22 protein-coding genes and 1 other RNA gene are annotated in these 24,117 nt (G+C 56.6%); 6 read left to right on the top strand and 17 right to left on the bottom strand.

What is annotated here, in order from left to right:
• The first annotated feature begins 24 nt into the window (after positions 1 to 24).
• A complete protein-coding gene (ygfZ, locus tag IFU29_RS10645; protein WP_191933909.1) occupies positions 25 to 1,011 on the top strand; it encodes a tRNA-modifying protein YgfZ in 987 nt (328 codons plus the stop codon).
• 15 nt (positions 1,012 to 1,026) lie between these two features.
• On the opposite strand, the gene trhA is transcribed toward ygfZ, so the two are convergent.
• The gene (gene trhA, locus IFU29_RS10640; RefSeq protein WP_191927638.1) at positions 1,027 to 1,680 is read right to left on the bottom strand and encodes a PAQR family membrane homeostasis protein TrhA; all 654 of its coding nucleotides are present in this window, start codon (positions 1,678 to 1,680) and stop codon (positions 1,027 to 1,029) included.
• 209 nt (positions 1,681 to 1,889) lie between these two features.
• Here trhA and IFU29_RS10635 point away from each other — a divergent pair, with 209 nt between their 5' ends.
• Positions 1,890 to 2,498, top strand: a complete 609-nt coding sequence (locus tag IFU29_RS10635; RefSeq protein ID WP_191933908.1) for an HD domain-containing protein — start codon at positions 1,890 to 1,892, stop codon at positions 2,496 to 2,498.
• A gap of 101 nt (positions 2,499 to 2,599) precedes the next feature.
• Here the strand turns inward: IFU29_RS10635 and IFU29_RS10630 are convergent, their stop codons facing one another.
• The 8 genes from IFU29_RS10630 to IFU29_RS10595 form a co-directional block, all read right to left on the bottom strand.
• Positions 2,600 to 3,343 carry an SDR family oxidoreductase gene (locus IFU29_RS10630; RefSeq protein ID WP_191933907.1) on the bottom strand — a complete coding sequence of 248 codons (744 nt, stop codon included), beginning with the start codon at positions 3,341 to 3,343 and terminating at the stop codon, positions 2,600 to 2,602.
• Between the two features lie 80 nt (positions 3,344 to 3,423).
• Positions 3,424 to 6,285, bottom strand: coding sequence for an aminomethyl-transferring glycine dehydrogenase (gcvP, locus tag IFU29_RS10625; protein ID WP_191933906.1), 2,862 nt, complete (start codon positions 6,283 to 6,285; stop codon positions 3,424 to 3,426).
• A gap of 78 nt (positions 6,286 to 6,363) precedes the next feature.
• Complete coding sequence (gcvH, locus tag IFU29_RS10620) at positions 6,364 to 6,747, bottom strand: glycine cleavage system protein GcvH (protein ID WP_191933905.1); 384 nt, start codon at positions 6,745 to 6,747, stop codon at positions 6,364 to 6,366.
• 19 nt (positions 6,748 to 6,766) lie between these two features.
• A complete protein-coding gene (gcvT, locus tag IFU29_RS10615; RefSeq protein ID WP_191933904.1) occupies positions 6,767 to 7,879 on the bottom strand; it encodes a glycine cleavage system aminomethyltransferase GcvT in 1,113 nt (370 codons plus the stop codon).
• A gap of 449 nt (positions 7,880 to 8,328) precedes the next feature.
• The gene (ubiI, locus tag IFU29_RS10610; protein ID WP_191933903.1) at positions 8,329 to 9,531 is read right to left on the bottom strand and encodes an FAD-dependent 2-octaprenylphenol hydroxylase; all 1,203 of its coding nucleotides are present in this window, start codon (positions 9,529 to 9,531) and stop codon (positions 8,329 to 8,331) included.
• 13 nt (positions 9,532 to 9,544) lie between these two features.
• The gene (gene ubiH, locus IFU29_RS10605; RefSeq protein WP_191933902.1) at positions 9,545 to 10,723 is read right to left on the bottom strand and encodes a 2-octaprenyl-6-methoxyphenyl hydroxylase; all 1,179 of its coding nucleotides are present in this window, start codon (positions 10,721 to 10,723) and stop codon (positions 9,545 to 9,547) included.
• Positions 10,720 to 12,036 (bottom strand): Xaa-Pro aminopeptidase, encoded by a 1,317-nt coding sequence (gene pepP, locus IFU29_RS10600; RefSeq protein ID WP_191933901.1) that lies wholly within the window; start codon positions 12,034 to 12,036, stop codon positions 10,720 to 10,722. The genes ubiH and pepP overlap by 4 nt, the downstream gene beginning before the upstream one ends.
• A 57-nt stretch (positions 12,037 to 12,093) precedes the next feature.
• Positions 12,094 to 12,672, bottom strand: a complete 579-nt coding sequence (locus IFU29_RS10595; protein ID WP_062744298.1) for a YecA/YgfB family protein — start codon at positions 12,670 to 12,672, stop codon at positions 12,094 to 12,096.
• A 169-nt stretch (positions 12,673 to 12,841) separates the two neighbouring features.
• Between IFU29_RS10595 and zapA the strand changes: the two genes are divergently transcribed.
• The 3 genes from zapA to IFU29_RS10580 all read left to right on the top strand — a co-directional run bounded on the left by zapA (position 12,842) and on the right by IFU29_RS10580 (position 14,078).
• Positions 12,842 to 13,171 carry a cell division protein ZapA gene (zapA, locus tag IFU29_RS10590; RefSeq protein WP_062744299.1) on the top strand — a complete coding sequence of 110 codons (330 nt, stop codon included), beginning with the start codon at positions 12,842 to 12,844 and terminating at the stop codon, positions 13,169 to 13,171.
• Between the two features lie 41 nt (positions 13,172 to 13,212).
• A non-coding RNA gene (ssrS, locus tag IFU29_RS10585) (6S RNA) lies at positions 13,213 to 13,397 on the top strand.
• Between the two features lie 93 nt (positions 13,398 to 13,490).
• Positions 13,491 to 14,078, top strand: a complete 588-nt coding sequence (locus tag IFU29_RS10580) for a 5-formyltetrahydrofolate cyclo-ligase (protein WP_191933900.1) — start codon at positions 13,491 to 13,493, stop codon at positions 14,076 to 14,078.
• 80 nt (positions 14,079 to 14,158) lie between these two features.
• Here IFU29_RS10580 and serA read toward each other — a convergent pair whose 3' ends face one another.
• Together serA and rpiA are read right to left on the bottom strand one after the other, a co-directional pair.
• Positions 14,159 to 15,397, bottom strand: a complete 1,239-nt coding sequence (gene serA, locus IFU29_RS10575) for a phosphoglycerate dehydrogenase (RefSeq protein ID WP_191933899.1) — start codon at positions 15,395 to 15,397, stop codon at positions 14,159 to 14,161.
• Between the two features lie 335 nt (positions 15,398 to 15,732).
• Positions 15,733 to 16,392: a ribose-5-phosphate isomerase RpiA gene (gene rpiA, locus IFU29_RS10570; protein WP_062744302.1), complete on the bottom strand. Its 660-nt coding sequence runs from the start codon at positions 16,390 to 16,392 to the stop codon at positions 15,733 to 15,735.
• Between the two features lie 202 nt (positions 16,393 to 16,594).
• On the opposite strand from rpiA, the gene IFU29_RS10565 reads away from it, so the two are divergent.
• On the top strand, positions 16,595 to 17,494 hold the full coding sequence (locus IFU29_RS10565; protein ID WP_062744303.1) for a LysR family transcriptional regulator ArgP: 900 nt from the start codon (positions 16,595 to 16,597) through the stop codon (positions 17,492 to 17,494).
• A gap of 79 nt (positions 17,495 to 17,573) precedes the next feature.
• Here the strand turns inward: IFU29_RS10565 and IFU29_RS10560 are convergent, their stop codons facing one another.
• From IFU29_RS10560 to epd, 6 genes are all read right to left on the bottom strand, one after another.
• On the bottom strand, positions 17,574 to 18,299 hold the full coding sequence (locus IFU29_RS10560) for an oxidative stress defense protein (protein WP_062744349.1): 726 nt from the start codon (positions 18,297 to 18,299) through the stop codon (positions 17,574 to 17,576).
• Positions 18,300 to 18,461: 162 nt separating this feature from the next.
• Entirely contained in the window at positions 18,462 to 19,076 is a 615-nt protein-coding gene (argO, locus tag IFU29_RS10555; RefSeq protein ID WP_191933898.1) for an arginine exporter ArgO, read from the bottom strand.
• Positions 19,077 to 19,306: 230 nt separating this feature from the next.
• Positions 19,307 to 20,182: a small-conductance mechanosensitive channel MscS gene (gene mscS, locus IFU29_RS10550; protein ID WP_191933897.1), complete on the bottom strand. Its 876-nt coding sequence runs from the start codon at positions 20,180 to 20,182 to the stop codon at positions 19,307 to 19,309.
• A 182-nt stretch (positions 20,183 to 20,364) separates the two neighbouring features.
• The gene (fbaA, locus tag IFU29_RS10545; protein ID WP_062744306.1) at positions 20,365 to 21,444 is read right to left on the bottom strand and encodes a class II fructose-bisphosphate aldolase; all 1,080 of its coding nucleotides are present in this window, start codon (positions 21,442 to 21,444) and stop codon (positions 20,365 to 20,367) included.
• 81 nt (positions 21,445 to 21,525) lie between these two features.
• Complete coding sequence (pgk, locus tag IFU29_RS10540) at positions 21,526 to 22,692, bottom strand: phosphoglycerate kinase (protein ID WP_191933896.1); 1,167 nt, start codon at positions 22,690 to 22,692, stop codon at positions 21,526 to 21,528.
• 49 nt (positions 22,693 to 22,741) lie between these two features.
• A complete protein-coding gene (epd, locus tag IFU29_RS10535) occupies positions 22,742 to 23,761 on the bottom strand; it encodes an erythrose-4-phosphate dehydrogenase (protein ID WP_191933895.1) in 1,020 nt (339 codons plus the stop codon).
• Positions 23,762 to 24,117 lie beyond the last annotated feature (356 nt).

Below are 24,117 nucleotides of genomic sequence, written 5' to 3'. Positions count from 1 at the left end.
CCTTGCTGACTTTAGGACTGAATTATGCCGACGATTTCTTTCCCGCCACGTCAACCCACTGCCTCGGCGCGTCTGCCGTTGACCCTGATGTCACTGGAAGAGTGGGCGCTGGTGACGGCTACCGGTGCCGATCGTGTCAGCTATTTGCAGGGGCAGGTCACCCTGGATGTGGCCGCCCTGGCTGCCGATCAGCACCGCCCTGCTGCGCACTGTGATGCAAAAGGAAAGATGTGGAGCAATCTGCGCCTGTTCCACCGCGCCGACGGACTGGCCTTTATTGAGCGCCGCAGCCTGCGTGATAACCAGCTGGCAGAGCTGAAAAAGTATGCGGTCTTTGCCAAAGTTGCCCTGACGCCCGATGATGAGTCCGTCCTGCTGGGCGTAGCCGGTTTTCAGGCCAGGGCCGCGTTGACCCATCTGTTCAGCGCCCTGCCTGACGCACAGACGCAGGTGGTGCAGGATGGCGAGAGCACCCTGCTGTGGTTCGACCGGCCCGCCGAGCGTTTTTTAGTGGTTACCAGCGCAGAAAAAGCCGAAGCGCTGCGTACCGCACTAGCGGACGCCGCACAGCTGACCGACAGCTCACAGTGGCTGGCGCTGGATATTGAAGCCGGTTTTCCGGTGATTGACAGCGAGACCAGCGCCCAGCTGATCCCGCAGGCCACCAACCTGCAGGCACTGGATGCCATCAGCTTTAAAAAAGGCTGCTATACCGGACAGGAGATGGTGGCGCGGGCTAAGTTCCGTGGCGCAAATAAACGTGCGCTCTACTGGCTGGCAGGTAAAGCGGGTACCGTCCCGGCAGCCAACGGCGCGCTGGAAATGAAGATGGGTGAAAACTGGCGTCGCACCGGAACCATTCTGGCGGCCTGCCAGCTGGACAACGGTGAGGTCTGGGTGCAGGCGGTGATGAATAACGACCTGGAGCCGGACACGGTTCTGCGCGTGCAGGGCGATGAGGGTGGGCAGTTAGCCATACGGCCGCTGCCCTACGATATCGCTGCAGGATGAGCGGGGCGCTGCCACCTACCTCACGTAGAGATAAATCGCCAGGAAGTGACAGAAAGAGCCGCCAAGCACGAAACCGTGCCAGATGGCATGATTGTAAGGGATACGTTTCGACACGTAGAAAATCACCCCAAGGGAATAGGTGATCCCGCCTGCGGCCAGCAGCCATACGCTGCCCGCAGGCAGGCGCATTACCATCTGATACAGCACAATCACTGAGAGCCAGCCCATCAGCATATAGGTGATCAGGGAGATGGCTTCAAAACGGTGAGCAAACACCAGCTTGAAGATAATCCCGACCAACGCCAGCCCCCAGATCACCACCATCAGCCAGTGTGCCAGCGGCGACCGCAGCCCCACCAGCAGGAACGGCGTATAGGTTCCGGCAATCAGCAGATAGATCGCGGCATGGTCGAGTTTTTTCAGCCAGAATTTAGCCCGTTCACCCGGTACTGAGTGGTAGAGCGTCGAGGCAAGAAACAGCAGGATCATGCTGCCGCCGTACAGACTGTAGCTGACGATAGCCAGCGTCCCCGCGTTGTTATTAATCGCCTGATCCAGCATCAGCACCAGACCAATAATCCCCAGCAGGCAGCCGAGTCCGTGGCTGATGCTGTTCGCCCACTCTTCTGCGACGGAATAGCCTGCCGTCGGTACTTTTTGCTTCACCATAATCAATTACTGTCCCCGGTTTACCCGCCACCACCATCACAAAATGCCATGACGGAAATCTCATCAGACCTAGCGTAACTGAGAATAATTTCAGAGTACACATGTAAGCTAAAATATACTGCGACATCCTGCACGCACATTCCTGCGCGAAATACGCAATCGTTTACCTTACAATACGGACACCTTTTTTAGCGATAAGTGAGACAGCGATGTCAGACAGGGTAGCAGCCTTAGATTTCGGCGCGATGACGGAAGTGGTGCAGTTTTTAATGGAGCTCGACAAGCTTAAAAGCGTGGAGCGCCGTACCCGGCTGCTCGATAATACGCGCCAGGAGAACTCGGCAGAACACAGCTGGCATCTGGCCATGGCGGTTATGAGTATGGCCCCCTTCTCCCCGGCCCCGATAGACGTCCCGCATGTGATAAAGCTGGCGCTGGTGCATGACGTGGTCGAGATCGATGCCGGTGATGTGATGGTTTATGACACTGCCGCCCGTGATGCGATTCAGGCGGAAGAAATTGCTGCGGCACGCCGTATATTTGGCCTGTTGCCGGGCGCGCAGGGTGAGCATTTCCGTGCGCTGTGGGACGAGTACGAGGCGGGAGACACCGCAGAGTCGCGCTTTGCCAATATGCTGGACCGCGCGCTGCCTATCATGCTTAACCTGCACAATCAGGGGCAGAGCTGGAAAGAGAACGGCATCCACCTGACACAGGTGAAGGCGCGTAATGTGGCGCTGGCGCAGCAGTGGCCTGAGTTATGGCAGTACCTGGAACAGCACCTGGACTGCGCACATGCGCAGGGCTGGCTACTGTAGGGCCAGAAACCCACGGCAGGCTGACCAAAAAAGCAGGTCAGCCTTTGTATCAGAAATCAGGGGCAACCTCTGCGCCAAAAAAGACGTTTTGTTCGCTCCTTTCAACGGCCGCCCGCCGCATCAATAAACGTGCCGGTAATATAGGATGCCTCGTCACTCAGCAGCCAGGCAATCGCACTGGCAATCTCCCCGGGCTGCCCGCCGCGCTGCATAGGGATCGCAGAGGCCAGGCGGTCCACCCGCTGCGGTTCGCCCCCGTCAGTATGCATATCGGTATAGATATATCCGGGACGGACGCCGTTAACCCTGATGCCCTGCGCGGCCACCTCCAGAGACAGTCCCCGGGTCAGCGTATCCATTGCCCCTTTTGACGCGGCATAATCGACGTATTCCCCCGGCGCACCGGTTCTCGACGCTGCCGAGGAGACATTAACAATCGCCCCTCCGCCGCCGCCGTAATGGTGCCCCATGCGTTTCACCGCTTCGCGGCAGCAGATAAAACAGCCGGTGACGTTGGTGGCAAAGACCCGGTTAATACGCTCTGCGGTTAACTGCTCCAGTGTGGCCTGCTGAAAGAGGATGCCGGCGTTATTGACCAAAGCTTTCAGCGGCTCCGGCTGGCGGTCAATATCAGCAAACATCGCCACGACCTGAGCTTCGTCCGCAATATCCGCCTGCACGGCAAAAGCGCTGCCGCCCTGTCGTCCGATCTCTGCCACCACCGACTCCGCCTCAGCGGTACGATGCACGTAGTTAACCGCGACCCGCCAGCCCTGTCGGGCCAGCAGAATCGCTGTCGCACGACCAATGCCCCGACTGCCGCCGGTGACTAATGCGATGTTCATCTCGTCTCTCCCATAAAAAAGGGCTGACCACAAAAGAAGGTCAGCCCCGACATAACCCACGCGGGCGATAACGCGAAAGGTTACTCGTATTCGCTCATCGGTACGCAGGAGCAGAACAGATTACGGTCGCCGTAAACATCATCCAGGCGTTTCACCGTGGGCCAGTATTTATTCGCGCTGCCTGCCGGGAATACCGCCAGTTCACGGCTGTAAGGATGGCCCCACTCGCCGACGATTTCCATCTGAGTATGCGGTGCATTGACCAGGGGGTTATCTTCCAGCGGCCACTCGCCGTCTGCCACCCGATCAATTTCACTGCGGATAGCCAGCATCGCATCAATAAAGCGATCCAGTTCGACCTTACTTTCCGATTCGGTTGGCTCCACCATCAGCGTACCCGCCACCGGGAATGACATGGTCGGCGCATGGAAACCGTAGTCGATCAGGCGCTTGGCAATATCCAGCTCACTGATACCGGTCTGCTCTTTCAGCGGCCGAATATCCAGGATACATTCGTGCGCCACCCGGCCATCACGGCCGGCATAAAGGATCGGATAGGCCGACTGCAGACGATGCGCAATGTAGTTGGCATTGAGGATCGCCACTGAGCTGGCCTGTTTCAAACCTTCAGCGCCCATCATGCGGATATACATCCAGCTGATCGGCAGGATCGACGCGCTGCCAAACGGCGCTGCTGATACTGCACCCTGGCCGTTCAGCATGCCTTCAATCTCTACCACACTGTGGCCCGGTACAAAGGGGGCAAGGTGAGCTTTGACGCCAATCGGCCCCATGCCCGGCCCACCGCCGCCGTGCGGGATGCAGAAGGTTTTATGCAGGTTAAGGTGTGAGACATCCGCCCCGATGTAACCCGGCGTGGTGATCCCCACCTGCGCATTCATGTTGGCTCCGTCCAGATATACCTGTCCACCGAACTGATGAACGATCTGGCACACCTCACGGATCGTCTCTTCATAGACGCCGTGCGTGGACGGGTAAGTCACCATGATGCAGGAGAGGGCTTCACCCGCCTGTCCGGCTTTCACACGCAGATCGTGCAGATCGATGTTGCCCTGTTTGTCACAGGCGACCACCACAACGGTCATCCCCGCCATCTGTGCCGAGGCCGGGTTAGTGCCGTGCGCCGAGCCAGGGATCAGACAGATGTGACGTCCCCCTTCGTTACGGCTTTCGTGATAGCGGCGTATCGCCAGCAGACCTGCATATTCACCCTGGGCGCCAGAGTTGGGCTGCATACAGAGTGCGTCATACCCGGTCAGCTGGACCAGCCAGCGCGAGAGCTGGCCAATCATCTGCAGGTAACCGCCCGCCTGCTCTGCCGGACAGAACGGGTGCAGTTCTGCAAACTCCGGCCAGGTGATAGGGATCATCTCTGCCGCTGCATTCAGCTTCATAGTGCACGACCCCAGCGGGATCATCGCCTGATTCAGCGCCAGATCTTTCCGCTCCAGGCTGTGCATGTAGCGCATCATCTCGGTTTCGCTGTGATAACGGTTAAATACCGGATGAGTCAGGATCGGTGCTGTGCGGATCATCGCTGACGGGATGGCGCTGGCATCGCTATCCAGCGCATCAATATTCAGGCCGTGCTCCTCTCCCAGCAGGATCGAGAACAGCGCCACTACGTCTTCACGGGTGGTGGTTTCATCCAGAGTGATACCCACCGCATTGAGAATATCGCTGCGCAGGTTCATACCGAAGCTCAGGGCGCGATCCAGTACCGCCGCTTTGTCGCTGACTTCCACGGTCAGGGTATCGAACCAGGTGTCATGGCGCAGTTTCAGGCCGCGCTGCTGTAATCCCTGCGCCAGGATATCGGTCAGCCGGTGAATGCGGCTGGCAATGCGCTTCAGGCCAGCCGGCCCGTGGAATACCGCGTAGAGGCTGGCGATGTTGGCCAGCAATACCTGTGAGGTACAGATGTTGGAGTTCGCTTTCTCACGACGGATATGCTGTTCACGCGTCTGCATTGCCATACGCAGCGCGATATTCCCTGCCGCATCGCGGGATACGCCAATAATTCGGCCAGGCATTGAACGCTTGTGCTCATCGCGGGCGGCGAAGAAGGCGGCATGAGGCCCACCGTAGCCCATCGGCACGCCGAAGCGCTGGGCAGAACCGAAGACGATATCAGCTCCCTGCTGGCCCGGTGCCTGCAGCAGTACCAGCGACATCATATCGGCCGCCACGCTGACCACCACGTTGCGGCTTTTCAGCCGGGAGATCAGGTCCGTATAATCGTGCACTTCCCCCCCGGTGCCGACCTGCTGCAACAGCACACCAAACACATCGTCCAGCTCCAGCACTTTCTCTGCTTTGTCCACCAGCACGTCAAAGCCGAAGGTTTCCGCTCGGGTGCGCACCACATCCAGCGTCTGCGGATGAATATCGTCAGCGACAAAGAAGCGGTTGGCATTTTTGAGCTTGCTGACGCGTTTTGCCATCGCCATGGCTTCTGCAGCGGCCGTCGCCTCGTCCAGCAGGGAGGCGGAGGCAATATCCAGTCCGGTCAGGTCCAGCGTCAGCTGCTGGAAGTTCAGCAGGGCTTCCAGACGCCCCTGAGACACTTCTGGCTGATAAGGGGTATACGCGGTGTACCAGCCGGGATTTTCCAGCATATTGCGCAGGATCACCGGAGGCGTCAGCACCGGCGTATAGCCCATGCCGATAAAGGATTTGTAACGCTGATTCTGTGACGCAATCGCCTTTAACTCGGCCAGCGCCAGGTGCTCCGTCAGCGCATCGCCTACCGCAGGCGGGCTGGGAAGCTGGATGTCGGCAGGCACAATCGAGGCAATCAGTTCGGCCAGCGACGTCGCGCCGATGGCGTTGAGCATGGCATCCTGCTGTTCCTGCGAAGGGCCGATATGGCGCTCAATAAATGCACCGTGGTGTTCAAGCTGGCTGAGTTTCTGGGTCATGGGTGGTCAATCCTGCATCAGGCACAAAGAGGCGGGACAGGCAGAGAGCCAGTCCCGAAATGACAAGTGAGCGGGCTGTTATTCAATTGTTCCCTGGTAGCCTGCGGCATCTAACAACGTCTCAAATTCGGTCTCATCCGTGGCTTTAATGCGGAACAGCCAGCCATCGGTATACGGAGAGCTGTTAACCAGTTCAGGCTCAGCATCCAGCCCGCTGTTCACTTCCACGATCTCGCCACTCAGGGGCGCATAAATATCCGATGCGGCTTTGACGGACTCCGCTACTGCGCAGTCTTCGCCCTGGCTGTAGGTGTTGCCTACGTCCGGCAGGTCAACAAAGACCATGTCTCCCAGCAGCTCCTGCGCATGTTCGGTAATGCCCACGGTATAGGTGCCGTCAGCTTCTTTGCGCACCCACTCATGGCTGTCACGGTATTTCAATTCGGCTGGTACATTGCTCATTAAATTGCTCTCCAAAAGATTACTTCGTTACCGGTTTTCCGGCGCGGACAAAAACGGGCCTGGTGACGCGAACCGGCATTTCACGGTTGCGGATTTGCACCACGGCGTGTTCGCCAATTCCGGCGGGGACGCGTGCCAGAGCAATGCTGCACCCGAGCGTCGGCGAGAATGAACCGCTGGTAATGACGCCTGCCAGCTGGTTGCCTGCGGCATCGCTGAAGTGAACCGGCTGTTCGTTACGCAGTACGCCTTTTTCGGTCATGATCAGCCCCACCAGCTGATCGGTGCCTTTTTCACGCTGAAACGCCAGCGCTTCACGGCCAATAAATTCACGATCTGCGGGTTCCCAGCCGATGGTCCAGCCCATATTGGCTGCCAGAGGTGAGATGCTCTCATCCATTTCCTGGCCATACAGATTCATACCGGCCTCCAGACGCAGCGTATCGCGTGCGCCCAGTCCGGCGGGTTTCACCCCGGCGGCCTGCAGTTGCTGCCAGAACCCGGCGACCTGTTCGTTGGGCAGGGCGATTTCGTAGCCTGCCTCCCCGGTATAACCGGTCGTGGCAATAAAGAGATCCCCTGACTGCACGCCAAAGAACGGCTTCATGCCGCTGACGTCCTGACGCTGCTGGTCATTAAACAGTGTCTGCGCTTTTTGCTGGGCATTGGGGCCCTGCACTGCCACCAGCGCCAAATCGTCACGCTCGATCAGCTCAACGCCGAACGCCACCGCATGCTCACCTATCCACGCCAGATCCTTTTCTCGGGTGGCAGAGTTGACCACCAGTCGGAAAAACTCTTCGTTCATAAAGTAAACAATCAGATCGTCTATCACCCCGGCAGAAGCGTTGAGCATGGCGGTGTAGAGCGCTTTGCCTGGCTGGGTCAGGCGGGCGACATCATTGGCCAGCAGATAGCGCAGAAACTCGCGGGTGCGGACACCGTGCAGATCAACAATGGTCATGTGGGAAACATCAAACATCCCGGCATCCTTGCGCACCGCGTGATGTTCATCCATCTGAGAGCCGTAGTGAAGCGGCATCATCCAGCCATGAAAATCGACCATACGGGCACCACTGGCCTGGTGCTGTTCAAACAACGGGGTTTGCTGAATCTCGCTTTGCTGAACCATAGTTTTCCTGTGCCTGAGTCGGTTGCTGACGCGCGTCTTTTACCGCCCGGGACGGCCGACGCAATCGTTACCTTCACTATGAACTTACCACCGAACTCGTCATTTAACCATAAGATAAACGAGGTCGAATCTGCCCCGCATCAAAATGGGGCACCGTTGATTTTCTGGTTTTTTTCACTAAAAAAATGCGTTATTACACACAGAAATGGCAATTCATTGCCGCAAACCTGGTTTAAACATACAGCTCAAACAGGCACCCGACGTAAAAAGGCTAAGACCAGCAGCAGGTAACATTATAAAAAGTAATGCGAAGGAGAGGGTAAGATTAGAATTTTTCAAACGACGGGCAAAAAAGAGGCAGCGATTGCACCAGAGACGCGCAGCGTCGCCGACAGGCCGCCTGGTTAAAAAAAAGGGGGAGCGAAGCGCTCCCCCTTTCCTGTGGTGGCTTACCGCAGCCATGCAGGCAGATCGTGCAGTCCCATCGCCTGCTTTAACAGCCGTGGCTTCACGCCGGGCAGGGTATCGGCCAGCGCCAGCCCCACATCTCGCAGCAGTTTCTTCGCCGGATTGTTACCGTTAAACAGCTCGCGGAACCCCTGCATACTGGCCAGCATCACTGCGGCACTGTGTTTACGGCTGCGCTCGTAGCGCCGCAGATACAGGTGCTGACCAATGTCTTTACCCTGCTGCTGCAGGCGCTTCACTTCACCGATCAGCTCTGCCGCATCCATAAAGCCGAGGTTAACGCCCTGCCCGGCCAGCGGATGAATGGTATGTGCAGCATCCCCCACCAGCGCCAGACGATGCGCGGCAAAATTACGCGCATAGCGGCCCATCAGCGGGAAAGCTTTACGTTCACTTTCTGCCGCACACAGCCCCAGGCGCAGGTCGAAAGCCACCGACAGCTGCTGGTTAAATACCGCTTCCGGCATCGCCTGCAGACGAGTTGCCTCCTGCGGCGGGAGCGACCAGACGATAGAGCTGAGATGCGGGTCGCTCAGGGGTAAGAACGCCAGAATACCGTCACCATGAAACACCTGACGGGCCACCGACTCATGCGGCTGTTCCGTACGAACATTCGCCACCAGCGCATGATGCTGGTAGTCCCAGAAAGTCAGCGGGATATCGGCTTTGTTACGCAGCCAGGAGTTGGCACCGTCTGCCGCCACCAGCAGGCGGGCCGTCATCATGCTGCCATCCTGCAGCGTCACAAAGGCTTCATTATCACCGAATGCCACCTGCTGCAGTTCCGCAGGCGCTATCAGCGTGATATCGCTCAGGCTCTCTGCCCGCTGCCACAGCGCCTGATGGATCACCGCGTTTTCGATAATATGCCCGAGATGGGCCAGACCCTGCTGCTCATCGTCAAACACAATGCGCCCGAAGCTGTCGCGATCCCACACCTCCATGCCGTGATAGGCGCTGGCCCGTGCGCTGAGGATGGCATCCCAGACGCCAAGGTGCTGCAACAGCCGTTCGCTGGCGGCGTTAATCGCAGACACGCGTAACGCCGGGGGCGCGCTGGTATCACGCACCTGCGGGGCTTCACGCTCCAGCACGGCGATGCGCAGGCCGCTGCCCTGTAAGCCACAGGCCACTGCCAGTCCGACCATTCCGCCACCGGCGATGATCACATCATAGGTTTGCATGACTGCTTTCTCCTCAACGCTTAACCCAGCCCAGCGTGCGCTCGGCAAGCAAATTACGTAATGGCGGCAGATGATCCATCGCCATCAGTCCCAGATTTCGCCCTGCGACCAGCGGCGTATAACGGTTAGCAAACAGTCGGACCAACCCGTCGGTAATACCAATCGTTGCCTGTGCATCCGGCTGCCGGCGCTGCTGATAGTGTTGCAGGGTGGCGTAAGCGCCTGTTTCGCGTCCGGCACGCCAGGCCGCTGCCAGCGTTTCGGCCAGCGACATGACATCCCGAATCCCCAGATTAAACCCCTGCCCCGCGATCGGGTGCAGAGTCTGTGCGGCATTGCCAACCAGCGCCAGCCGGTGAGCAATATGCTGCGAGGCGGTTTGCAGCCGTAACGGATAGCTGTCGCGCTGGCCCACCTGCGTAATGCGGCCCAGCCGCCAGCCGAAGGCACGCTGCAATTCAGCGATAAAGCGATCGTCACTCCAGCGGTCCACTGCATCTTTTTGTGCCAGAGGATGGCACCAAACCAGCGAACTGCGGCCAGCGGACATCGGCAACAGCGCCAGCGGGCCGAATTCAGTAAAACGTTCAAACGCACGCCCCTGATGGGCAACCTGCGTCGACACATTGGCAATCACGGCGACCTGCTGATAGTCCTCACTCTGCCACTGGACACCGCAGGCCGCAGCGACCCGGGAGTGCGAACCGTCTGCCGCGACCAGCAGATCGCCCGACAGCCGCTCACCACTTTCCAGTATCACGCTCACCCGATCCCGGGTACGTTCGACACTGGCGACTTTATCCGGGCAGCGCAGGGTCACTCCCGGGGCTTTTTTCAGGCGGGAAAACAGCCGCTGGCCCACTTCATGCAACTCAACCACCTGGCCCAGCGCCGACACGCCGTAATCGGCCGCAGTCAGCGAGACAAAGCTGGCATGACCGCGATCGCTAACATGCACATCGGTGATGGCCGTCGCGGCGGAGGCCAGCAGTGGCCAGAGACCAATTGCCGCCAGCTGCTGGCAGGTCCCCTCCGCCAGCGCAATTGCCCGGCCATCGAAGCCCGGATGTGTGCGACTGGCGGGTTCGGTTCCTTCCACCAGCGTCACCGCCAGCTGCCCCTGTGTCAGATGTGAGATGGCCAGCGCCAGCGTCGCGCCAGTCATCCCCCCGCCTGCAATAATTATGCTCATGAGCGTTTCGCTGCTGCCATTAATGCTTCAATATCATCGGCATCTTTCACCACCGTATCCGTGAGGTTTTCGTTACCCTCTGCGGTGATAATGATGTCATCTTCAATACGTATACCAATACCACGATACTCAGCAGGCACATCGGCATCCGGGGCAATATACAGGCCGGGTTCAATGGTCAGCACCATGCCGGGTTCGAGCAGACGATCGCGGTCGACGCCGTAATGGCCGACATCGTGCACGTCCAGCCCCAGCCAGTGGCTCAGTCCGTGCATAAAGAACTGTCGGTGCGCATTTTCTGCGATCAGGACGTCGACATCACCGTGCAGAATGCCCAGCTTAACCAGCCCCGTGACCATCACTTCCACCGCTGCCGCCGTCACTTCACGGATGCTGGTACCCGGACGGTAAAGCGCCAGTGAACGATGCAGAGCGGCCAGCACGATATCGTAGAGGGCACGCTGCGGCGCGGTAAATTTCCCCCCCACCGGGAAGGTACGGGTTATATCCCCGGCATAGCCTTGCAGTTCGCACCCGGCATCAATCAGCACCAGCTGGCCGTCACGCATCTGACTCTCGTTTTCGGTGTAGTGCAGAATACAGCCGTTATCCCCCGCGCCCACAATGGTGTTGTAGGACGGGAAGCGCGCTCCGTGACGGTTAAATTCGTGATGAATTTCCCCTTCGAGCTGGTATTCATACATTCCGGGACGGACTTTCTGCATGGCGCGGGTATGTGCCAGCGCACTGATTCGCCCGGCTTCGCGCAGCACGGCCTGCTCTTCAGGTGATTTAATGAGACGCAGCTCGTGGACCCACGGACGCCAGTCGGTCAGCGTCGCGGGCGCAGACAGGTTCTGTCGCGACCCCCGACGCAGCACGTCCAGCGCGTTGAAGACAATGGTGTCAGCGAAGGCATACTGCCCCTGCGCATGATAAACCACATCCAGCCCGTTCAGCAGCAGGTGCAGCTGTTCGCCAATATCTCCCCAGGGGAGCGCCCGGTCGACCGTCAGCTTTTCTGGCGCAGCATCCTGGCCCAGACGGCGGCCGAACCAGATCTCAGCGGTAAGATCACGTACGCGATTAAACAAGACGCTGTGGCTGTGGTTATCCGCACTTTTGATCAGCAGCAGCGCCGCCTCGGGTTCGTTAAAACCCGTGAAATACCAGAAATCACTGTTCTGCCGATACGGATACTCACTGTCATTACTGCGCGTTGCTTCCGGGGCGGCAAAAATAACCGCCGCGCTTGCCGGGGCCATCTTCGCTAACAGCGCCTGACGACGGCGCAAAAACTCCTGCTGGGTCATTTGACCTCCTGAATGCTGTTCCGTTAAATCACCACGAGCGGCCTGACTGACCGCGGGTTAGTGCAGCGTCGGCTTTTTCATCACGACATTGGTCGGAACAGCGCGGGTAAAGGTGTCATGACACAGCAGTGCAGCCACGCGCACGTACTCAATCACCTCTTCCAGCGACTGTTCCAGTTCTTCCTGATCTTCATCTTCATCATAACCCAGCTGGGCAATGGTGCGCAGATCGTCGATGGCTTCTCCGGTTTCCCCTTTCACCTGCCCAATTTTTGGCTGTACAACGCCCAGGCCAAGCAGGAAATGGTTCACCCAGCCTGCCAGCGCATCGGCACGATCAAAAACGGTGATGTCGTCATCTTCCGGCAGGTAAAGCTGGAACAGGAAGCCTTCATCTTCCAGCGTGTTGCCAATCGCTTCGTGCATCTCCTGCAGGGGTTGCGCCAGCGTTTGCGAAAACGCCATACCCTCATTAGTCAGGTCGTGCATCAGCGTTTGCCAGCTGCTGTCATGGTTGCCGCCGCAGATCAATCCGCTGATCAGGCCATGCATCTCGGCAGGGGTCATTCCTACGCCCTGCTGCGTCAGTACTGAAGCCAGCGTGTTGTAGCCCGGCATAATGTTCGTTAGTGACATGGGTTTTGTTCGTCGTTGGCTGGTTAAGTTCGTGGTATGCTACCACCAGGTGCCTCAACGATTCCAGAAAGGGGTTGTTTCTTATATTAGGGGTAGTTATAGTAGCGCCCCTCCCAAGCCCTGAGCGGTAAGGGTGATGGCGGGCGCAGTAATCAGTCAGGAAGGTGGCATGTCTGCACAACCGGTAGATATTCAAATTTTTGGCCGTTCATTAAGAGTAAATTGTCCGCCCGAACAGCAAGATGCGCTGAATCTGGCTGCCGAAGACCTCAATCAACGGTTGCAAGACTTAAAAGTTCGCACTAGAGTCACTAATACCGAGCAACTGGTATTTATTGCTGCACTGAACATTTGCCATGAACTGGCGCAGGAAAAAGTCAAAACCCGTGACTATGCGTCGAACATGGAACAACGAATTCGGATGCTGCAACAGACCATTGAACAGGCATTGCTTGAGCAAGGTCGCATAACTGAACGTACGGGTGCGAAGTTCGAATAACACTTCAACGTTAGCTGTGATACAGTGACGGTGAAGTAAAAAATTCTCTGAGATGTTTGCAAGCGGGCCCGTCCCCTGAGCCGATAATTAATACCAAACAGAGTGTGACGCTCTGTAACCTGTGCGCAAGCTCGGTTCGTCCGAGAAGCCTGATGGTTACGACGGCATACTCACCTTGAACCATGGGTTCAAGGGTTACAGCCTGCGGCGGCATCTCGGAGATTCCCACGTTTTATCTCCACTGTTTTTTTCTGCTATTTATACTCTCTGCAAGACCCGGCAATCTGAAAAACACCTTTTGCTTTTGGAGTGGCCAGCTATGAGCCTCCCTCTTTGCGACCGTCAGGACATCCGCACCCATATCCGCCACCTCCGGCGAGAACTCAGCCATGAACAGCAGCAGCTTGCTGCCGTACAGGTCGCTGACCATGCCCTGAATTTTGCCCCGGTACAGCAAGCGAAGAATATCGCGCTGTTTCTCTCTGTCGACGGTGAAATCAATACCCGGCCGCTCATTGCCAAACTCTGGCAGCGTAAGCAGCGGGTTTATCTTCCGGTTCTGCACCCTTTCTCTCGCGGTCAGCTGTTGTTCCTGCATTACGATGAACATACCGAACTGCGCAATAACCGCCTGCGCATACCCGAACCGCCGCTGGATATCCGTCATTTGCTGCCGCTTAGTGAGCTGGACGTGCTGATGGTACCGCTGGTGGCGTTTGATGCCAGCGGCCAGCGTCTGGGTATGGGCGGCGGGTTTTATGACAGAACACTGCAGAACTGGCAGCAGCACGGCTTTCTGCCGGTGGGTCTGGCGCATGACTGTCAGCAGGTGGAGCGCTTACCCGTCGCGGAGTGGGATATCCCATTACCGGCGCTGATCACGCCGTCCAGGCTGTGGCAGTGGTGAAAGCAAAAGGGGCGACTCAAAAAGTCGCCCCTCAAAGGTATTGTACCGGTGCTGACCTTCTTATCCGGTCAGCCCGTCTGTCAGTACAACAAACGTGCGCGTACAGTGCCCGGAATAGCCTTCATCAGCTGCAGGGCTTTATCAGCCACATCCTGCGGTGCATCGACGTCGATCACCACATAGCCCATCTGCGGCGTGGTTTGCAGATACTGAGCAGAGATGTTGATCCCCTGATCGGCAAAGATCAGGTTGATCGCCGTCAGCACGCCGGGACGGTTCTCATGGATGTGCATCAGACGACTGGCGTTTGCGCCGTGCATCGGCAGTGAGGCTTCCGGGAAGTTAACGGCAGACAGCGTCGATCCATTGTCTGAGTACTTCGCCAGCTTGCCTGCCACTTCAATACCAATGTTCTCCTGTGCTTCCTGCGTGGAGCCCCCGATATGTGGCGTCAGGATCACGTTATCAAACTCACACAGCGGCGAGTTGAACGGATCGCTGTTGGTCGCCGGCTCTTCCGGGAAGACGTCAATCGCCGCACCGGCCAGGTGCCCGGTGGCCAGGACGTGGCACAGAGCCGGGATATCGACCACGGTCCCGCGCGAGGCATTGATCAGCAGCGCACCCGGCTTCATCAGCGCCAGTTCGTCCGGCCCCATCATATTCTGGGTAGATGGGGTTTCCGGCACGTGCAGGCTCACCACATCGCTCATATTCAGCAGGTCGGAGAGATGTTGCACCTGGGTCGCATTACCCAGCGGCAGTTTGCTTTCGATATCATAGAAGAAGACGTGCATCCCGAGGCTTTCCGCCAGCACGCCCAGCTGCATACCAATGTGACCGTAACCAATGATCCCCAGCTTTTTGCCGCGAGCTTCATAGGAACCCACTGCCAGCTTATGCCACTGGCCCCGGTGTGCTTTAGCGTTGGCCGCCGGCACGCCGCGCAGCATCAGCAGCAGTTCACCGATAACCAGTTCAGCCACGGATCGGGTGTTGGAGAAAGGTGCGTTAAACACCGGAATGCCGCGCTTCGCCGCCGCATTGAGATCCACCTGGTTGGTGCCGATGCAGAAACAGCCAACTGCGACCAGTTTTTCTGCCGCGGCGAAGATCTCTTCGGTGAGGTGAGTACGCGAACGCAGCCCGATGAAGTGGGCATCGCGGATGGACTCTTTCAGTGCTTCGCTGTCCAGTGCGCCCTTGTGAAATTCAATGTTGGTGTAGCCAGCAGAACGCAGATTATCAACTGCACTCTGGTGAACGCCTTCCACCAGCAGGAATTTAATCTTGTCTTTCTCCAGTGATACTTTTGCCATTTCCCGACCCTATTTAGCTGACTTCAGATGTGGCTTCACCCCCGGGCTTTCCCGTTTACAGGCGTAACGTCAGCCTGCAGAAAGGGTAAAAACAGCGGGGATATAAGATAGCCTTCTGTCAAAATAACAAAATTTACGCCCGCAGCAATACAAACGATTGCCTGGCTGCCAGCATGGCAACACGGTCGGCCAGAACATTGCGATAGAAAATCGTGGTGCAGCGCGAACCATCAGGAGGATCGCGCTTCAGGCAGCCTGAATGTGACATAAGTCACTAAATATTGCCTGCAAAAGAAAAGATGTTTTTTAGGTAAAAATAACCGCCAGCGGGCAGATCATTTTTGAATGGTTTGCACGCCGTCAGCCGTACCGATCAGCGCAACATCGGCGCAGCGGGCAGCAAACAACCCGACAGTGACCACACCAGGCAGCGCGTTAATCGCGGTTTCCAGACGCACGGGGTCGATAATTTTCAGATTATGCACGTCGAGAATAATGTTGCCGTTGTCGGTCACCACGTTCTGACGGTACTCAGGCTGCCCACCCAGCTTGACCAGCTCACGGGCGACATACGACCTCGCCATGGGGATCACTTCGACCGGCAGCGGGAAGCGCCCCAGCACATCGACCTGCTTAGAGGCATCGGCAATACAGATAAAGCGATCGGCCACGGCAGCAATAATTTTTTCGCGCGTCAGCGCCGCGCCGCCGCCTTTGATCATCTGCATCTGACCGTTAATTTCGTCTGCGCCGTCAACATACACCGACAGCTCATCGATTTCGTTCAGATCAAAAACGTGGATGCCATACTCTTTCAGCTTAGCCGTGGAGGCTTCCGAACTGGAGACAGCCCCTTCAATCTGGTGTTTGATCGAGGCCAGAGCATCAATAAAATGCGCAGCAGTCGACCCCGTTCCCACCCCAACGATGGTGCCCGGCGTGACATAATCCAGCGCTGCCCAGCCTACGGCTTTTTTCAGTTCATCCTGTGTCATGGTATGTTTAAAACCTGTCAGTCACTGTGTGCGCGTAGTATAAAGCAAGGCTGAGAAAAAAAACCGCCTAACAGGGTCTTTGATTGACAGGAATGGAACCCACCCCACAAAGTGGCGGACAGGTCAGTGATGCCAGCCAAAGGCAAAACACGAAAAATATGGCATAGTGCAGAACCACACCTGAAAGAGAGTACAACGATTAATGAAACGCCCGGATTATCGAACGCTTCAGGCGCTGGATGCAGTGATTCGTGAACGCGGCTTTGAACGTGCCGCGCAAAAGCTCTGTATTACTCAGTCAGCGGTCTCGCAGCGTATCAAGCAGCTTGAGAATATGTTCGGCCAGCCTCTGCTGGTGCGGACCGTACCGCCGCGCCCGACGGAGCAGGGTCAGAAGCTGCTGGCCTTATTGCACCAGGTGGAGCTGCTGGAAGAAGAGTGGCTGGGTGACGATATCAGCGGCACCACGCCCCTGCTGCTGTCGTTGGCAGTGAACGCCGACAGTCTGGCAACCTGGCTGCTGCCCGCGCTGAAAACGGTACTGACTGATTCCCCGGTGCGTCTGAATCTTCAGGTGGAAGATGAAACCCGCACTCAGGAACGCCTGCGACGCGGGGAAGTGGTCGGTGCCGTGAGTATTCAGCCGCAGCCGTTGCCCAGCTGTCTGGTCGATCAGCTCGGCGCGCTCGACTATCTTTTTGTGGGGTCGAAGGAGTTTGCCGCCCGCTACTTCCCGAACGGTGTGACGCGCTCGGCGCTGCTGAAAGCCCCGGCAGTGGCCTTCGATCATCTGGATGATATGCATCAGGCATTTTTACAGCAGAACTTTGACCTGTCGCCGGGCAGCGTGCCCTGCCACATCGTTAACTCGTCAGAAGCCTTTGTCCAGCTGGCCCGTCAGGGCACCACCTGCTGTATGATCCCGCACCTGCAAATCGAGCGCGAACTGGCGGAAGGGGAGCTGATTGATTTAACCCCGGGCCTGTTGCAGCGCCGGATGCTGTACTGGCACCGCTTTGCTCCGGAAAGCCGCCTGATGCGTAAGGTGACTGACGCACTGCTGGCGCACGGCCATCGCGTACTGCGTCAGGATACGGAATAACAATCTGTCAGGGTCGGACCCGGCCCCGGTGGAATTCTGCTCAGGGGCTGACCGTCAGTATCGGTCAGCCCATCCGGCATTAAGGGTTACGCTGCAGCTCAAACACCACATCGACCTGATCGTCAAAATGAATACTCTGCTGTTCGTAAGTCTGCGCGGCAGAGGTCATCGGTGCCGCGTCAGCGGCCTTGTACATCCGGGCCATCGGCATTGGCTGATAGTTAGCAACATGATAGCGGATGCTGTATACCGGCCCCAGCTTGCTGCCGAAGCCCTGCGCCAGATCCCCGGCCTGCTTCACTGCATCATCAATGGCGGCTTTACGCGCCTTCGCTTTGTACTCTTCCGGATTGGCAACGCCCAGTTCCACCGAACGGATCTCATTCAGGCCTGATTTCAGCGCGCCGTCCAGCAGCTCATTCAGCTTATCCAGATGACGCAGCGTCACCTGAACCTGACGCACGGCACGGTAGCCCTTCAGCACTGACTTACCATCTTTCAGGTAGTCATATTCTGGCTGGGTCCGCAGGTTAGCCGCATTGATATCTTTCTTCTCAATACCGCTTTTATCCAGGAAGTCAAAATACTGCTGTACGCGGCTGTCAGCCTGCTTTTTCGCTTCGCCAGCATCTTTAGCAGACACACTGACTTCAATCGCGAGGGTGGCGATATCCGGCGCAGCATCCACGCTGGACTGACCGGAGGTCACCACGTGTGGGCCATTCGGTAGTTCATCTGCCTGTACAGCCAGTGGCAACGTGCCCAATCCAATCATTGCGGCCAGAGCCAGTTTAGTGAGCTTCAAAGCATCCTCCATGGGGTCATCATCATCAGCGAGAACGCCACCGGGTAAAAAGCGGGTTCCGGTAGCGTATTGTTCCGTCAAAATCTGGCGGTACAAGATATTTTAGTGCGCATTGGCGCGTCACACTAGGACATCAATTCTGATAGTGAGTTCCTGTTAACTTCAGGAGAGTGCCTGCAACGCCAGTTTCAGCGCAATCCCCCACATGACCAGCCCGACCAGCAGGTTAATTATTCGTTGGGCGCGCGCGGTATTGAGCAGCGGTGCCAGCCAGGCCGCCAGCAGCGCCAGGCCGAAAAACCACAGCACGGAGGCACTGGCAGAGCCGAGGGCGAACCAGCGGCGGGCCTCTTCCGGTAGCTGTCCGCCCAGGCTCCCCAGCACTACAAACGTATCCAGATAAACGTGCGGGTTAAGCCAGGTGACCGCCATCATCGTGGCCACAATGCGCCAGCGCCCCTGCTTCAGCGCGGCCGCAGAGGCCAGCTGCACGTCGCCGCTGAATGCGGTACGCAGCGCGCCCCAGCCGTACCACAGCAGGAAGGCGACGCCACCCCAGGTCACCACGTTCAGCAGCAGCGCAGACTGATTAAGCAATGCGCTACCGCCAAAGATGCCACCACAGATCAGCACAATATCGCTCAGGGTGCAGAGCGCAGCGGTCATCAGATGATACTGACGGCGTACGCCCTGGTTCATCACAAACGCGTTTTGCGGGCCCAGCGGAAGAATAAGCGCGGCACCCATGGCAACGCCCTGAAAAAAAATGGATAACACAATAATCACCTCACCCTTTACGATTTCGGCAAAGTGTATAGCGACTCAATTATTAGGGGAAATTGAAAGATTTAATGCTGCATAAATAATGCTAATAATGCGCGCAAAACCGGTGCCTGCAGGAATAACGTCACGCCCCGGCGTTCGTATCCCCGCCCGATCATCACCATTTTGGGGCAAAAAAAGCCCCCTGGCTGGCTCAGTCAGGGGGCCGGTTTCACGGTGCGGGTTCACTCCTGAGCGTGAGTCGCCTGCTCCGCTGTTTTCACCTGATGCAGATGCACGTCCATCTGCGGATAAGGAATGCCGATATTATTCGCATCCAGCGCGCGCTTAAAGTTTTTCATCAGGTCCCAGTAGACGTCCTGCAGATCGCCCGCCTTGCTCCAGCAGCGCACCACAAAGTTCACTGAGGATGCGCCCAGCTCATTCAGGCCGATCTGCACGCCACGCTCCTGCAGCACGCGCGGTTCGGCATCGACCACCTCACGCAGCAGTTTGAGTACCTGGTCCACGTCAGCATCGTAAGCCACGCCGATAATAAATTCGTTCCTGCGCTCCGGCTCACGCGAAAAGTTGATGATGTTTCCGGCGATGATTTTGCCGTTCGGCACTACCACGATTTTGCCATCTGCCGTTCTCAGCGTGGTGGAGAAAATCTGCACGTTGAGCACGGTCCCCATGACGCCGCCGAGGTCGACAAACTCACCCGCACGGAAGGGACGGAAGGTCACCAGCAGTACGCCGGCGGCGAGGTTAGACAGCGACCCCTGCAGTGCCAGCGCAAAGGCAAAGCCTGCGGCAGCGAGCGCGGCAATCACCGATGCGGTCTGTACGCCAACGCGGCCCATAGCGGCAATCAGCGTAAAAGCAATGATGCCATAACGCACCAGACCGGAAAGGAAATCCGCCACGGTCGGGTCGATTTTTCGTGTTACCAGAAGTTTATTAACAGCATTTGAAATGAAGCGGGCGGCAATCATCCCGATGATAACAATGACAATAGCCGCAACAATATTGACTGCATAGCTCAACAGTAATGCCTGGTTACGTACCAGCCATCCGCCTGCATTATTCAGGCCGTTTACCACATTTAACTCGTCCATTACCCTGTCCTGTTGTTTGCCCTGAGCGGGCGTTCAATTCACTGCCGCTGTAACGACAACCGGTGGAGTTAAGGGTAAACAACATTTGTTGTTGTGCCAAACAAGTCACACAATTACTTAAAAATTCCGGATTTTGCGTATAAAAAAAGGCCCATCAGGGCCTTTTTTAACCAAAGGGAAGATTACAGTACGTCGACTGCGTTCAGCTCTTTGAATGCCTGCTCCAGGCGAACGATCATCGAAGACTGTGAAGCACGCAGCCAGACGCGAGGATCGTAGAACTTCTTGTTTGGCTTATCAGCGCCTTCCGGGTTACCCAGCTGCGCCTGCAGATAGCCTTCGTTCTTTTTGTAGTACTGCAGAATACCGTCCCATGTTGCCCACTGGGTATCAGTATCGATGTTCATTTTGATCACGCCGTAACCGATAGACTCTTCGATTTCAGCGGCAGATGAACCGGAACCACCGTGGAACACGAAGTCCAGGGAGTTCTCTGGCAGACCATGTTTCTCGCTGACGTATTTCTGAGAATCACGCAGGATGGTCGGCGTCAGTTTCACGTTGCCTGGCTTGTACACGCCGTGTACGTTACCGAAAGAGGCAGCGATGGTGAAACGTGGACTGATCGCGTTCAGCTTGGTGTAGGCGTAATCAACGTCTTCTGGCTGAGTGTACAGGGCTGAAGCATCCATGTGGCTGTTGTCCACACCGTCTTCTTCACCACCGGTGCAACCCAGTTCGATTTCCAGAGTCATATCGATTTTCGCCATGCGCGCCAGGTATTTGCTGGAGATCTCAATGTTCTCTTCCAGTGACTCTTCAGACAGGTCGATCATATGAGAAGAGAACAGCGGCTTACCAGTTTTAGCGAAGTGCTCTTCGCCCGCGTCCAGCAGACCGTCGATCCACGGCAGCAGTTTCTTCGCGCAGTGGTCGGTGTGCAGGATCACCGGCACGCCGTAATGTTCAGCCATCAGGTGCACATGGTGTGCGCCAGAGATTGCGCCAAAGATGGCAGCAGCCTGTGGTTTGTCTGATTTCAGGCCTTTACCCGCGATGAAGCCAGCGCCACCGTTGGAGAACTGAATGATCACTGGTGCTTTTACTTTCGCAGCAGTTTCCAGTACGGCGTTGATGGAGTCAGTGCCGACGCAGTTAACGGCTGGCAGGGCGAATTTGTTCTCTTTCGCCACTTTGAAGATCTTCTGCACGTCATCACCGGTGACAACGCCAGGTTTTACGAAATCAAAAATTTTAGACATGTTAGCTTGTCCTGTTTCTTCGGTCGTATTAAAGGATTCGGTTCTCATGCGGGGCGTCATGCACCCCGCACTGAGGTTTAATTACTTCTGCTTCGCACGCTCTTCCAGCATAGCAACCGCAGGTAAGGTTTTGCCTTCCACGAACTCAAGGAACGCACCGCCACCGGTAGAGATATAGGAGATTTTATCTTCGATACCGAACAGGTCGATAGCCGCCAGCGTATCACCGCCGCCTGCAATGGAGAATGCGTCGCTGTCTGCAATGGCGTTGGCAATAATTTCAGTGCCTTTACGGAAGTTCGGGAATTCAAACACGCCGACCGGGCCATTCCACAGAATAGTCTTGGCTTCTTTCAGTAACTTAGCCATGGCCAGCGCAGTCTCATCCCCGAAGTCCATGATCTCTTCGTTGTCCTGAACTTCAGACACTTTCTTCACGGTAGACGGGGCAGTTTCAGAGAATTCCGTGCCTACGCGGGAGTCAGTCGGCACCGGGATTTTGTATTCATCACGCAGTTTTTTTGCGGCTTCAACAAAATCAGGCTCGTACAGTGATTTACCCACGTTGTTATCGATAGCCACGAAAGTGTTGGCGATACCGCCACCGACGATCACGGTATCAGCAATGTTCACCAGCGAGTTCAGCACGTCGAACTTCGTGGAGACCTTAGAGCCACCCACTACGGCAACCATCGGACGCGCCGGGGTTTTCAGGGCTTTGCCTAGGGCTTCCAGCTCATTGGCCAGCAGCGGACCGGCACAGGCAATCGGCGCGAACTTACCCACGCCGTGCGTAGAGGCCTGCGCACGGTGAGCAGTACCGAACGCATCCATCACAAAGATGTCGCACAGTGCAGCGTATTTTTTAGAGAGGGCTTCGTCGTCTTTTTTCTCGCCTTTGTTGAAGCGCACGTTTTCCAACACCACCAGTTTACCGGCGGTCAGCTCAACGCCTTCCAGGTAATCTTTGGCCAGCGTCACGTTGTCTGCGCCCAACTTGTCTTTCAGGTAGTTGACTACCGGCAGCAGAGAAAACTCTTCGTTGTATTCACCTTCGGTCGGACGACCCAGGTGAGAGGTAACCATCACTTTTGCGCCCTGCTTCAACGCCGCTTCAATTGTCGGCAGTGAAGCGCGAATACGTGCATCTGACGTCACTTTCCCTTCTTTAACTGGCACGTTCAGATCCGCACGGATCAGAACACGTTTACCAGCCAGATCCAGATCGGTCATCTTAATTACAGACATGGTGAACCCTCTCGTTGATTCTCAAAGTTTTACAGACGCTGTACGCGCCTTACCTGAAACCGCTTGTGGCCATCGCCAAGGTCGTATCGATCATACGGTTGGCAAAGCCCCATTCGTTATCGCACCAGACTAACGTCTTGATCAGGTGCTGACCACTGACCCGCGTTTGGGTGCCATCAACAATGGCACTGTGCGGATCATGGTTAAAATCAATGGAGACTAACGGCAATTCCGTGTAGTCAACTATACCACTAAATGCCCCTTCTGACGCACTTTGCAACAGCGCGTTAACCTCGCAGGCACTGACGGCATCCCGCACGCTGACGCTAAGGTCAATGGCCGTCACATTAATGGTCGGCACGCGCACGGCTATCGCTTCGAAGCGGTCATTAAATTTTGGGAAGAAACGCGTGATCCCGGCGGCGAGTCGCGTATCAACAGGAATAATCGACTGGCTGGCGGCACGCGTGCGGCGTAAATCCGGGTGATACGCATCAATCACCTGCTGGTCGTGCATCGCCGAGTGAATGGTGGTGACCGTTCCTGATTCAATGCCCCAGGCATCATCCAGCAATTTAATAATGGGAATGATGCAGTTCGTGGTGCACGAGGCGTTAGACACCAGTCTGTGCTCAGGCAGGAGATCTTTTTCATTCACGCCAAACACCACGGTGGCATCCAGGTCGTTGCCGCCGGGGTGGGAGAAAAGCACTTTTTTCGCCCCGGCCTGCAGATGAGCTTCGCCATCCGCACGGCTGCCGTAAACCCCGGTACAGTCCAGCACAATATCCACATTCAGCTCACGCCAGGGCAGCGCGTCAATATCAGCATGATGTAACAGACGGATGGTGTCATCACCGACGGACAGCTGATCGCGCTCCTGGCGGACCTCCCAGGCAAACCGCCCGTGGCTGGTGTCGTATTTTAACAGATGCGCCATACCGGCGGCCTCTGCCAGCTCATTGATGGCCACCACCGTGATTTCAGCACGGCGACCGGTTTCATACAGGGCACGCAATACGTTGCGCCCTATACGACCAAATCCGTTAATGGCAATGCGAACCGTCATATCACTCCTGCATCAGAATTCACTATGAAATCGGAGGATTAGCCTGAGCCAGCCACCACGATTTGTACAGGACATTCTTGCCCCCTTACCCGTGTCTGCCGGCAAGCGGGTCGTGGCGGAACAGCTAACTGAAACGCTTCAGCTAGAATAATTGATGTCAGGAATAATAGGAATGATCGGGATCAATTACGCCCCTCAACTTTCGATCTACGTCACAAAATCAGACAAAACTTGTTAAAAAATCCCGGACTTTCCGCCACACGGCACCCCCACTGGCCATTTTTTAGTCAGATCACACCTTATGTCTATCTGCGGTCTGGGGAAGCGCTTACTTTCTGTTTTTAACGTCTGATTAA

Origin of the sequence: Erwinia persicina (assembly GCF_014838825.1) — a bacterium.
GTDB lineage: Bacteria > Pseudomonadota > Gammaproteobacteria > Enterobacterales > Enterobacteriaceae > Erwinia > Erwinia persicina_A.
The sequence above is the reverse complement of the archived record's forward strand: the minus strand, read 5'-3'. Positions and strand labels throughout refer to the sequence as shown.